Consider the following 12946-nt stretch of genomic DNA (forward strand, 5'->3'; position numbering starts at 1 on the left):
GCCTTTGGCAAGCTCCTTCCTAGCCTGGTCCTCTTCGGTGGGATAACGAGGGTAATCCAAATAAGGGCCGACCACGGGTACCATTGTAGGTTAAACAATGCGGTAAGTTCAGTGCGTTTACCTGCGGCGTTTGATATCAATACACCGTTGATACGTTGGCCAATATCACCGCCTTTGAATTTACCGTAATGGTCGAACGTATGATAAATCAGACCCGACCCTGACGTCAGGGTTAAGAACTCGGTTTGAAAACCAATCAAACCCCGTGACGGCATCACAAAGTCCATACGTACGCGGCCCTTACCGTCTGGTAGCATATTGCTCAGCTCGCCTTTACGCAGGCCAATGCTTTCCATAACGCCACCTTGGTGCTCTTCGAGAACGTCAATGGTCACGGTTTCAAACGGTTCAAACTTCTCACCGTTTTCTTCTTTGATGATCACTTCAGGCCGAGATACGGCAAGCTCAAAGCCTTCGCGACGCATATTCTCGATAAGGATCGACAAGTGCAGCTCACCACGACCTGATACGCGGAATTTGTCCGGGTTTTCGGTCTCTTCAACACGCAGAGCTACGTTGTGTACCAGCTCTTTTTGCAAACGCTCAAGGATGTTACGTGAGGTCACGTACTTACCCTCTAGGCCGGCGAACGGCGAGGTGTTGACTTGGAACGTCATGGTCACGGTTGGCTCATCAACGGTCAGTGCTGGCAGCGCTTCAACGTTGCTTGGATCACAGATCGTGTCTGAAATCTTTAGCTCGCCCAGACCAGTGATGGCAATAATATCGCCCGCCGAGGCTTCATCCACATCAGTACGGTCAAGGCCTAAGTAACCCAAGACACTTCCCACCTTACCATTGCGCTTGCTGCCATCGGCACTAACGATCGTCACTTGCTGGTTCGGTTTTACCGAGCCACGCGTAATACGACCCACACCAATCACACCCACATAGGCGTTATAGTCTAGCTGAGACACCTGCATTTGCAGTGGTGTGGTAATGTCGACATCCGGCGCATCGACGTTGTCTACGATTGCATTGAACAGCGGCTCCATGCTTTCGCCTTCGGTCGCTTCGTCCAAGCTTGCCCAGCCATTGAGGGCTGATGCATAAACCACTTGGAAGTCCAGTTGATCGTCTGTTGCCCCTAGGGTATCAAACAGGTCGAATACCTGATCCATTACCCAATCAGGACGCGCACCCGGACGGTCAATTTTGTTGATAACCAGAATGGGCTTTAGACCATGGGCAAAGGCTTTTTGGGTCACGAAGCGGGTTTGTGGCATCGGGCCATCAACCGCATCGACCACCAATAAGACCGAATCCACCATCGACATAATACGCTCAACTTCACCACCAAAATCGGCGTGTCCTGGCGTATCAACGATGTTAATTCGATAGTCATTCCAGTTGATGGCGGTGTTTTTCGCCAAAATGGTAATGCCACGCTCTTTCTCAATATCATTTGAGTCCATGACACGCTCTTCCACCTCACCGCGGGAAGCCAGCGTACCGGATTGCTGAAGCAGCTTATCCACTAGCGTGGTTTTACCGTGGTCAACGTGGGCAATAATGGCGATATTTCTTAATTTATCTGTTTGTATTTTGGTCATGGACTCTCTTTTTCACTCGTTAGACGCGGCGCGTGCCGAACCTGACACGCTGAGACAGCGTATACTAGCACGACAGCGCCACCATCTGATTAAAAAAACGGCCGTAATGTACCAGATTTTGTCGCAAAACCCACCTTATTCTGTGAATTCGGTCACCATCACAGCGGTATGATTACTGTTTGAATGGTCATTTATTAAGCAAATACAAGGATTCACCGGGATTTAAGCAAACATGAATTTTTAAAGACGGCCCACACTCTCAACACCGATTGTCTGCTACAAAGAAGAAGGGGACGTGTTTGCACGCCTGTCGTGCACAAACATCTGCACCATTTTCGCCCCTTGCACTATCATTGATCATTTGCGCACAATGATGGTGCAACTCGCGCTCGTTTGACGAGCACTGAACGGCATTTTTACCCGCCGAGCCTGCTATGGCGTGGTTTTAAATTGTTGGCACAGTTTTCGCTTTGTCATGCAGCAAGGAGCCAATTCGCTATTTACCTAATTTGACACCGGAGGTTATTTCACATGTCAGTAGAAAATGTGCTCGCACTCATCCAAGAAAACGAGGTGAAATTCATCGACCTGCGCTTTACCGATACCAAAGGTAAAGAGCAGCATGTTTCTATCCCCTCTCATCAAGTTGACGACGACTTCTTCGAAGAAGGCAAAATGTTTGATGGTTCATCGGTCGCGGGCTGGAAAGGCATTAACGAGTCAGACATGGTCATGATGCCAGACGCAAGCTCTGCCGTACTAGATCCCTTTACCGAAGAAAGCACCCTGAATATTCGCTGTGATATTTTAGAGCCATCGACCATGCAAGGGTATGATCGTGATCCGCGCTCTATTGCTAAACGCGCTGAAGATCACATGCGCGCAACGGGTATCGCGGATACCGTTCTGATTGGTCCTGAACCAGAATTCTTCCTCTTTGATGACGTGAAGTTCGCCACCGATATGGCCGGTTCTTTCTACAAAATTGATGATGTTGAAGCGAGCTGGAACTCAGGCACCGCACTGGAAGGCGGCAACAAAGGCCACCGTCCAGGCGTTAAAGGCGGCTATTTTCCTGTCGCACCGGTCGATTCATCACAAGATATTCGCTCTGCCATGTCATTGGTCATGGAAGAGATGGGCTTAGTGGTTGAAGCGCACCACCATGAGGTGGCCACCGCCGGCCAAAACGAAATCGCGACCCGCTTTAACACTTTAACCACCAAAGCGGATGAAATTCAGATATATAAATATGTCGTGCACAACGTGGCGCACGCGTTTGGTAAAACAGCAACGTTTATGCCTAAACCACTGGTCGGCGACAATGGCTCAGGTATGCACGTACACCAATCACTGGCTAAAGATGGTCAAAATCTCTTTGCGGGTGATAAATACGGTGGCCTGTCTGAAACCGCGCTTTACTATATTGGCGGTGTCATCAAGCACGCACGTGCCATTAACGCTTTTGCGAACGCGTCAACTAACTCGTATAAGCGTCTGGTTCCTGGCTTTGAAGCACCAGTGATGCTGGCTTACTCCGCGCGTAACCGTTCTGCGTCAATTCGTATCCCAGTCGTACCAAGCCCGAAAGCGCGCCGTATTGAGCTGCGTTTCGCGGATCCAACCGCTAACCCTTACTTATGCTTTGCTGCCATGCTGATGGCTGGCCTAGACGGGATCAAAAACAAGATTCACCCAGGCGATGCATGGACAAAGACTTGTATGATCTTCCGGCTGAAGAAGCGGCAGAAATCCCAACCGTGGCTGAGTCACTGAAAGAAGCGCTACAAGCACTTGATGCTGACCGCGAATTCTTGACCGCTGGTGGCGTGTTCTCAGACGACTTTATCGACTCATACATCAAACTGAAAAGCGAAGATGTTGAGCGTATCCAGATGACAACACATCCAGTCGAGTTCGAGCTTTACTACTCGGTATAATTGCTCGTCACTGTAAAAATGTAGCCCACCTCGCAGGTGGGCTTTTTTATGCTTGGTGTCTCGGTGTTCCCACTTACAATGCACTTCAAGGTATCGTTCAATGAAAGGGGGGTGTGATGCGGTGGTTAGGCGCTATGTTACTGACATTGGCTTTTCTCAGCCATGCGGGCATGCTCTATCAGTGGACAGATCAATACGGCCAGGTCCATATTAGCGACCAGCCTCCCGCGCACCCGTACCGAGTATGGCAGTATTCATCCCCGACCCCTTCGCCCTCTTTCTCTCCGGCACAACGGCCTAAGTCGGGCCTGATTCAATCAAGTCAGACGCAGTCAATTCTGACGCAGCCGGATCCGACACAATCAAAAACAGTGACGATCACCCTTGTTCACCCCAATGATGGCGCAACATTGCGCAGTAACCTCGGCCAGCTATCCGTGACTGCCACGTTGTCACCGCGCGCCATACCCGCCGGGCAAACACAGCTCATCTTGGACGGCCAACCCGTTGGGTCCGCCCCAACCATCACTTTGACCCCCTCGCAGCAACAACTACATTGGCAACTTGCGCCGATTGACCGTGGCACCCATCAGATTCAAGCCCAATACTTAGAAAGCGGCAAGGTAATTGCATCCTCATCGATACACCAAGTGTATTTACACCGCGCACACGTTAATCAGCCCCATCGACGCCAGGATTAACTGACCACTGCGCCAAAGTAGTCACCAACTCAGCGGTACAAGCTGCATCATGCAAGGATCTCGATTACACTCAATGCACCAAACTAGTGCAAACAAGGACGCGACACGGATGACGTCAGCTCAACTGTTTGATCATCTGCTTACCGCCATCATTGTGGTAGACAGCCAATGGCGTATTCAATACGTCAATGCCGCGGCGGAGCAGCTGATGCATCAAAGTGCCAGGCGCTTGCGCCAGCAACCGCTCACGGAGCAAATACAGCATGCCAGTGTCGACTGGGCGCACATTGCCAGCACCACCCAAGCGGGGCAAAGCCTCACTGACAGTGATGTCACCTGGGTCGTCGATGGGCAGCCGCAAAAAGTACAACTCAGCGCCAGCCCCTTATTTGATCAAGCGGATGAAGGCCGTCTTTTACTCGAAGTTAATGTCGTGAGCCAGCAACAAAGGATCAGCAAGGAGCTGACCCAAAAAGCCCAACAGCAGGCGGCAAAAGAATTGGTTCGTGGCTTGGCCCATGAAATTAAAAACCCTCTGGGCGGATTGCGCGGGGCGGCACAGCTATTGGAAAAAATGCTGCCCGATGCCAGCCTCAAGGAATACACTCAAATCATTATTGAGCAAGCTGATCGCTTGAGAAATTTAGTCGATCGCTTACTCGGACCCCAGCGACCGGGATTACGTCAACGGCAAAATATTCACGTGGTATTGGAAAAAGTCCGTCAACTGGTCAGCCTCGATAATCATGACGGTGTCCATATCGTTCGCGATTACGACCCCAGCTTGCCTGACTTTGATATGGATCCTGAACAGCTTGAGCAGGCAATCCTTAACGTGGTGACCAATGCCGCCGATGCGGTCAGCGGGCAAGACGACGCGCGCCTCACACTGCGCACCCGCACCGGTTTTCAAACGGTGATTCATGGGCAGCGCCATCGTGTCGTGGCACAGGTAGAAATCATCGACAATGGCCCCGGTATCGCCCCCCACTTACAAGATACTTTGTTCTATCCGATGGTCACCAGCAAAGCCGACGGTAATGGGCTCGGATTAGCCATTACCCACCACTTAATCGATCAACACCAGGCAAAATTGAAGTGAATAGCTGGCCGGGCCATACCTGTTTCACTATCCAATTACCCATTATTGAAAAGGACAGACCCCATGAGTAAAGGGACCATTTGGATCGTGGATGATGACAGCTCGATTCGCTGGGTGATGGAACGAACACTCAGTGCCGCTGGCCTCACATGCGATACCTTTTGCGATGCTGAAAGTGTGATCAGCGCGTTGCACGAGCACACCCCCGACGTTTTGGTGTCTGACATTCGCATGCCCGGCAGCGATGGGCTTGCTCTGCTCAATGTAGTGCAAGCACAACACCCAAGTTTGCCGGTCATTATTATGACCGCGCACTCTGATTTGGATGCCGCGGTCAATGCCTATAAAGAGGGCGCGTTTGAGTACCTCCCCAAACCGTTCGATATTGACGAAGCCTTAGCCTTGGTTGAGCGCGCTTTAGCCCACGTAAAAGAGCAACAAAAGCAGCAAACCGCGAAGCAGCCGCAAACCCAAACGCCAGAAATCATTGGCGAAGCACCGGCGATGCAAGAAGTATTTCGCGCTATCGGTCGGTTATCACGGTCATCCATTTCGGTTTTGATCAATGGCGAATCCGGTACGGGTAAAGAATTAGTCGCCCAAGCCCTTCATCGTCATAGCCCGCGTTCAGAGCAAGCCTTCATCGCCCTGAACATGGCGGCTATTCCCAAAGATTTGATCGAGTCTGAGCTTTTTGGGCATGAAAAAGGGGCATTTACCGGGGCCAATGCTGTTCGACAAGGACGGTTTGAGCAAGCCAATGGCGGAACCTTATTCTTAGATGAAATCGGTGATATGCCTTTGGATGTGCAAACGCGTTTACTACGCGTGCTCGCCGATGGTCAGTTCTATCGCGTGGGTGGCCACGCAGCGGTCGACGTGGATGTCCGTATTATCGCTGCTACCCACCAAGATTTAGAGCGCCTTGTCACCAGCGGGACATTTCGAGAGGACTTATTCCATCGCTTAAATGTTATTCGCGTCCATCTCCCCTCACTCAAAGACAGACGCCAGGACATCCCTCAGCTGTGCCAGCACTTTTTGGCCCGTGCCGCCAAAGAGTTGGATGTCGAAGCCAAGCAACTCCACCCGGACACCGAAGCCATGATGAGTCAGCTTCCATGGCCTGGCAATGTACGTCAGCTCGAAAACACATGTCGCTGGCTCACTGTGATGGCGAGCAGTAAAGAGGTACTCTCCAATGATTTACCGCGCGAGTTACTCAATCAGCCTTTGTCCGTGACCGACAGTGAAGCGCAAGACTGGCAGCATGCACTCACCCAATGGGCACAGGACGCGATCACGCAGGGACAGCATGGGATTTTACAACAGGCGTTGCCTAACGTTGAGCGAATACTGCTACAGTCCGCGTTACAACACACCCATGGGCATAAACAAGAAGCCGCTAAAATTTTAGGATGGGGACGCAATACACTGACGCGCAAGCTCAAAGAACTAAATATTGAGCAATGACTCATTATTAAAACTTACACAATTTGAACCTCTGCTAAATTTAAGTGAAGAGATTGAAGCAAACACTGTCTCTCGTGTTAACTTCAATGGTGTTAGGTTTATGAAAAGAGTGATGTTGTTGTTCTGATGAGAAACATACGCCCATTGTCAATTCGAGCCGCCGTCATGCTCCCCGTGTTTCTCGTACTCACGCTCACGTTAGTGTGATCATTCTCACCATTAACAACCATTACCGCACCAGCTCTCAGTTTGTCGGCAAGCTACTGCTAGACGATTACTCTCAAGGGATTGGATTAGACTTACGCCAGTACCTTCAGCACCCATTTAACGCCAATGTATTTGTCGCTGATCGTCTCGCCGCCCGCCTTAAAACCACACCAATGAGTGATAACGACTTACGGGACTATTTGTTCAGTAGTCACACGTCGCTTTATCAAGCCATGCCATACATGCAAGTGCTCAGCGTTGGGGTCGATGCTAACGGCGATTATTTTGGCTATCGTAAAAATCAAGCCGACCAGTCGGTTTTGATGGAACGAAGCGACGCGACACAAGGCGCATTACGCATCTTCGACGGCCGAACGTTAAGTGCCAATATTGTTTACCAAGACAGCCACTATGATCCGCGGGTTCGCCCCTGGTATATCCCGGCCTTTAATCGCGAACAACCACGCTGGACCGATATATACCTTGATGCGGATGAGATTGGCGAAGTATCACTCTCCGCCATTGCTCCCGTGTTGGTTAGGGGCAATGTATGGGGTGTCGTCGCCAGTGATATCAAACTGACCGCCTTTAACCGCTTTCTCAGCAAGCGCCAGCAAAAACTCGGCGGCGCGCTTTTTATTGTCGATGGTGAGGGCCGGATGATCGCCCATAGCGGCAAAGACAGCCCCAGCAATATTTTGCAGTTTCCCAGTATCACAAATAACGTGGTGCTCAATCACACCATCAAGGAGATATCGACTAACTGGCCACCTGAACCAGAGAAACTCGGTAAATCGTTTCACTTCAATATCACCGAACAGGGCCAATTTTATGGCACCGTCAAAAAAATCACCTTACCACCGCCTTTTCAACATGAATGGTATGTCGTGGTGGCTCTGCCTGACCAACTGCTACTAGAAAGCTTGTTAAGCCAACAAAAAATCAGTATTTATCTGGTGATCGCGATGTCGGTGATTGGCTTGATCATCGTCTACTTAATTATTCGCCAACTCACTCGTCCCTTGCGTGACACGGCTGAGGCCGCTGCCAAGCTTGCCTCCGGCAATCTGACCTATCGAATTAACACCCCAGCGAGCCTGAGAGAAATTGCGATATTAAAAGAGGCGTTTAATAACATGTCGGGAAAAATGCAGGAGTCGTTCAACGCCTTACGTCAACAGATCCGCCAAGATAATTTAACCCAGTTATATACGCGAGAAGGATTGGTCGAACAAGCCTCCGGGCTGCGCTATCACTCACCGAATACCTTGGTTATTTTAGGGGTCAATAGCTTTCGTGATATCAATGATAGCTTAGGTCAAGAAGGTGGTGATACGCTGTTATGTGTCATTGCTCAACGGTTAACGGATTTAGCGGATGGATCCAATATGCTGATCGCACGCGTTCGCGGTGATGAATTTGCGGTACTCTCCCCTCATACCACTAATCGTACTCAGTCGGAAGCGCTGGTCAATCAGCTACTGAGCCTGTTTAACCGCCCAGTTACCATCGGTAACGACGATGTCCTGGTTGACGCTTGTGCGGGTGTGGTGTTTGGTTATACCTACGGTGATGCCATTCATGAGAGCCTCCAGCACGCAGGTTGGCGCTCAGTGAAGCAAAACGCAGTGATGCGGCGATGTATGTCTATTTTGAAGCCAGTATGCAAGCGCGGGTTCAAGAGCAGTCTCGGCTATTGCTTGAGCTCCATCATGCCGTTCAGCATCACGAATTCGTCGTGTTCTACCAGCCTTTCGTACGCTTAAGTGATGTGCTTGTTTCTGTGGCGCGGAGGCTTGGTGCGCTGGGAAAGCCCGAACCGTGGTATGGTCTCCCCAGTCGAATTTATTCCGATTGCCGAACAAAGTGGCTTGATTAACCAAATCGGCATGCAAGTGCTTGAGCAAGCTGCTTTTGATACCGTCGCACAAATTAAGGCCGGGCTATGGCCTGTCGATTACCAATTGCATGTCAACTTGTCAGCACGACAGTTGTTATCTGCCGACTTTATCGACAAGTTGGAGCGTGTTCTTAAACGGACGCAACTTCCACCCAAGAATTTAACCCTGGAAATCACTGAGTCACAGTTAATGAGTCACGAACATCTCGCCACCTCGGGGTTGACGAAAATCCGAGCGCTAGGGATTAAGATTGCGATTGACGACTTTGGCACCGGTTATTCGTCGTTGGCATACTTGCATCAGATGGCTTTTGATAGCTTAAAAATCGATCGCAGCTTTGTCCATTCCATGACCGAAAACAGCACCAACCAACGGATTATTGAAGCCGTGGTCGCCATGACCCGTGGCATGGATGTTCACTTGGTCGCTGAAGGCATTGAAACCCCAGAAGAAGCAGCAAGGCTGCGTGAAATTGGCTGTCATTACGCCCAAGGGTTCTTGTTTGCCAAGCCGCTACCTTTAGCCGAGCAACCAACAGAACGGGTAACGGATAAACTGCCAACGCGATAGCTATCACGCCATCCACACTCTGGCTACTGACGATTTGATGGTCAATCGCTATACTGAGCGCCAACTCACCTGCTGGGAACCGATGATGATAAGAAAAGACTTACCCGTGACGGATTTACACCGCCACCTAGACGGCAATATCCGTATCGAAACCATTTTAGAGCTGGGGCAAAAATTTGCGATGCCACTACCCGCAACAGACATAGATTCACTGCGCCCACATGTGCAAGTGGTCGAGAACGAACCAGATTTAGTCGCGTTTCTCTCGAAGCTTGATTGGGGTGTGGCAGTATTAGGGGATCTCGATGCGGTTCGTCGCGTAGCGTATGAAAACGTCGAAGATGCCTTAAATGCCAAGATTGATTATGCCGAACTGCGCTTTTCACCTTACTACATGGCACTAAAACACCAACTGCCACTTGAGGGCGTGGTCGAGGCCGTGGTGGATGGCGTGAAAGCCGGCAGCTGCGATTTTGGTGTCAAAACCAATCTGATAGGTATCATGAGCCGCACTTTCGGCACTCAAGCGTGTATGGCCGAGTTGGATGCCCTATTGACACAGAAATCGCAATTGGTTGCTATTGATTTAGCCGGTGACGAACTGGGCCAGCCCGGTGACCAGTTCACCGATCATTTTGCCAAAGTTCGTGCCAGTGATTTGCAGGTGACAGTCCACGCGGGTGAAGCGGCAGGCGCTGAGAGTATGTGGCAGGCCATTAATGAGCTAGGCGCGACCCGGATTGGTCATGGCGTGAAAGCGATTGAAGACCCCGCTTTGATGGACTATTTAGCCAAGCACCGTATTGGTATTGAATCTTGCCTAACCTCGAACATTCAGACCAGTACCATTGCCGACCTCGCGCAGCACCCTGTGCGCCAATTTTTAGACCATGGTATTTTGGCGTCATTGAATACCGATGACCCAGCAGTAGAGGGGATCGAGCTGCCATATGAATATGAGATCGCCGCCCCTGCCGCAGGCTTAACCGCTGCGCAAATCAACACACTACAAGAAAATGGCCTAACCATTGCCTTCTTGTCTGGCAGTGAGAAAGCGGCGCTGATAGCCAAAGCCGCAGCCCGCTAATTGGCTGTTCGTGTTATAAAAAACCGCCATTTGGCGGTTTTTTAGTTTAAATCACCCGGGAGAACTGTTGCTGGCGTGCTCTATCCCGCAAGTAAATATCAAAGCTCATGCAAATATTGCGGATCAGCATCCGACCCGTTTTGGTCACGCTGATCGCCTGATCAGTGACACGAACCAGGTCGTCGTCAATAAAGCACTGAAGTAGGGCCAGATCGTCTGCAAAGTAACGGTCAAAATCAATCTGGTAGCGCGCCGCGATCACTGCCTTCTCTAGGGTAAAATTACACATCAAGGCTTTAATCACGTCTCGGCGAATACGATCATCACGCTCCAACATCACCCCTTTAAATAAGGCATGTCGTTCAGCATCCACTTGATGGTAATACCGTTTCATCTCTTTTTGGTTTTGCGCGTAACAATCACCAATCATCGAGATCGCCGACACCCCCAGTCCCAACAAGTCACAGTCACCTTGGGTGGTGTACCCTTGGAAATTACGATGCAGACGCCCCTCGCGCTGCGCGACCGCTAACTCATCATCGGGTAAGGCAAAGTGGTCCATACCGATAAATTGGTAACCTGCTCCCGTTAGCGTATTAATGGTTGCTTGCAGCATGGTGAGTTTCGCATCAGGAGACGGTAAGGCGTCCTCGTCTATTTTCCGCTGTGCGGCAAACAAGTTAGGTAAATGGGCATAGTTAAACACCGATAATCGTCCAGGGCGCATGGTGAGCACTTGCGCTAGGGTTTTGGCAAACCCCTCGGGCGTTTGGCTGGGTAAGCCATAAATCAAATCGAGGTTGGTGGAGCGAAAACCAAGCTCACGAGCACGCGCGACCAATGCATGGATAAAGTCTTCATCTTGCTCTCGGTTAACCAACTGCTGCACTTTTTATCAAAATCCTGCACGCCAATACTGATCCGATTAAACCCTTCGCTACGGAGATGATCGAGCATATCCAGAGGGATTTCACGCGGATCCACCTCAATACTGATTTCCGCCACATCCTCAAAATGAAACTCTTGGCGCAGCAGCCCCATTAAGCGCGAGATCTGCGCCTTGGTCAGAAAAGTCGGTGTACCACCGCCCCAATGTAATTGGGTGACTCGACGAGATCCAAGTAAAAATGCTCGCTGGCGAATCTCATGCTCCAGGGCATCTAAGTACTCATCCGCCTTGTGTTGATGGCGCGTCACCACTTTATTGCAACCACAGTAATAGCAAAGCTTGTGACAAAATGGGATATGCACATACAACGACAACGGCCGAACCGGATATTGGCTACATGCCATATCAAATTCCGCAGGCGTGAAGGCCTCATGGAACTCAAGCGCGGTAGGATACGAGGTATAGCGGGGCCCTGAATAATTATACTTATTGATAAGGGCTTGATCCCAAATGATTTGTGCTGATGACATGGCTTACATTCCGCAAAGGCGCTTAGGAAAGGATAACAAGGCGTAGTGTGCCACAGCCTTGAGTAAGGTGTTTAGTACTACCCGCGTTAATAGTGTGAAAGTGTCGGCGAGATCGATTTTCGCCTAATGGTTATAAGGGTATTGTGGCGAAATAATAGAGGAATGCCGCTGCGAACAACTGCATTCCAAACAGGTACACTTAATGGGTCAAAATATGATCCGGGATATGGCGGCCACCGGTGAAAGCCAAAATCTCCGCCAACTCGACTTTTATCGTCTGCTCTAGTCGCGCTTCATGCTTGGCACGATCAAAGTCCAACCGCATGCGTTCGTTCTTTTTAAGGGTTTTCCTTGCGTCACCTCGCGGGGTATCCTTAACCGCTTCGTAAAGTTCAAATAACGCCGGGTAGCGGCTATCAAATTCAACCCGCTTTTCCCCTTGGAGGTGGTCCATAATCATGTAAAGACGAATCGCCGCTTCAGACAAATCACATTGATCTTTCAAGGCCGCGAAGGCAATCACATCAACGCTTTCAATGATTTTATCATTACGCTTTTTTATCGCCGCCTCTTCCATCTCCGCTTGCAGCGCCGTTTGCCGCTTGAGTCTTGCCAGCAGAATCCCAGCGTATACCGATAACGCTAAAATGATCAGCGCGCCTAGTCCTGCTAGTATCCAGATCCCGTCCTGCACCTGCTACTCCTCTTTAATCGTTCTGTTGCTCAAATTTAGCAAGCAGATCGCTTTCGTCATCCTCCGGTGTGTCCTCGTCGTTCAGCAACCCTAGCTTATCCATCAGCACTTCTATGTGATCTAATTTTTCTATCGACATAGTTTTGCAGTACCAGCCCGAGCTTTCCACGTTTCCGATGTCGACTCGATGACAAGACATCAGATGCGGATYSTTGCTCGAGCTTTCCAGCTCTGTGCTG

7 protein-coding genes and 4 pseudogenes are annotated in these 12946 nt (G+C 50.2%); 7 read left to right on the forward strand and 4 right to left on the reverse strand.

Annotated elements, in window-relative coordinates; translation table 11 throughout:
• On the reverse strand, positions 1–1613 hold a 1613-nt coding region (typA, locus tag DZ54_RS0110540), incomplete at its 3' end, for a translational GTPase TypA (RefSeq protein WP_025674028.1).
• A gap of 531 nt (positions 1614–2144) precedes the next feature.
• Here typA and glnA point away from each other — a divergent pair.
• The 7 genes and pseudogenes from glnA (at position 2145) to add (ending at position 10594) form a co-directional block, all read left to right on the forward strand.
• Positions 2145–3553: pseudogene (gene glnA / locus DZ54_RS20890) on the forward strand (glutamate--ammonia ligase).
• Between the two features lie 116 nt (positions 3554–3669).
• Positions 3670–4254, forward strand: coding sequence for a DUF4124 domain-containing protein (locus DZ54_RS23530; RefSeq protein WP_025674029.1), 585 nt, complete (start codon positions 3670–3672; stop codon positions 4252–4254).
• Positions 4255–4363: 109 nt separating this feature from the next.
• Positions 4364–5427 (forward strand): annotated as a pseudogene (gene glnL / locus DZ54_RS20900) (nitrogen regulation protein NR(II)).
• A complete protein-coding gene (gene glnG, locus DZ54_RS0110565) occupies positions 5420–6829 on the forward strand; it encodes a nitrogen regulation protein NR(I) (RefSeq protein ID WP_025674030.1) in 1410 nt (469 codons plus the stop codon). Before glnL ends, glnG begins: the two are co-directional and overlap by 8 nt.
• 203 nt (positions 6830–7032) lie before the next feature.
• Complete coding sequence (locus DZ54_RS0110570; protein ID WP_025674031.1) at positions 7033–8802, forward strand: diguanylate cyclase domain-containing protein; 1770 nt, start codon at positions 7033–7035, stop codon at positions 8800–8802.
• A gap of 33 nt (positions 8803–8835) precedes the next feature.
• Positions 8836–9507 carry an EAL domain-containing protein gene (locus DZ54_RS0110575; protein ID WP_164831578.1) on the forward strand — a complete coding sequence of 224 codons (672 nt, stop codon included), beginning with the start codon at positions 8836–8838 and terminating at the stop codon, positions 9505–9507.
• Positions 9508–9592: 85 nt separating this feature from the next.
• Positions 9593–10594, forward strand: coding sequence for an adenosine deaminase (gene add, locus DZ54_RS0110580; RefSeq protein WP_025674033.1), 1002 nt, complete (start codon positions 9593–9595; stop codon positions 10592–10594).
• A gap of 46 nt (positions 10595–10640) precedes the next feature.
• On the opposite strand, the pseudogene hemN reads toward add, so the two are convergent.
• The 3 genes and pseudogenes from hemN to DZ54_RS27475 form a co-directional block, all read right to left on the reverse strand.
• Positions 10641–12013, reverse strand: a pseudogene (hemN, locus tag DZ54_RS20905) (oxygen-independent coproporphyrinogen III oxidase).
• A 199-nt stretch (positions 12014–12212) separates the two neighbouring features.
• Positions 12213–12707 carry a DUF2489 domain-containing protein gene (locus DZ54_RS0110590; protein ID WP_025674034.1) on the reverse strand — a complete coding sequence of 165 codons (495 nt, stop codon included), beginning with the start codon at positions 12705–12707 and terminating at the stop codon, positions 12213–12215.
• Between the two features lie 13 nt (positions 12708–12720).
• Positions 12721–12871 (reverse strand): annotated as a pseudogene (locus tag DZ54_RS27475) (GTPase-activating protein); the annotation flags it as partial.
• Positions 12872–12946 lie beyond the last annotated feature (75 nt).

The organism is Salinivibrio socompensis S35, from assembly GCF_000513715.1.
Lineage (GTDB): Bacteria > Pseudomonadota > Gammaproteobacteria > Enterobacterales > Vibrionaceae > Salinivibrio > Salinivibrio socompensis.

What these genes read in the sequence shown, in the direction of transcription:
- add (WP_025674033.1), top strand. Translation starts at nt 9,593, where the DNA reads ATGATAAGAAAAGACTTACCCGTGACGGATTTACACCGCCACCTAGAC.
- glnG (WP_025674030.1), top strand. Translation starts at nt 5,420, where the DNA reads ATGAGTAAAGGGACCATTTGGATCGTGGATGATGACAGCTCGATTCGC.
- DZ54_RS23530 (WP_025674029.1), top strand. Translation starts at nt 3,670, where the DNA reads ATGCGGTGGTTAGGCGCTATGTTACTGACATTGGCTTTTCTCAGCCAT.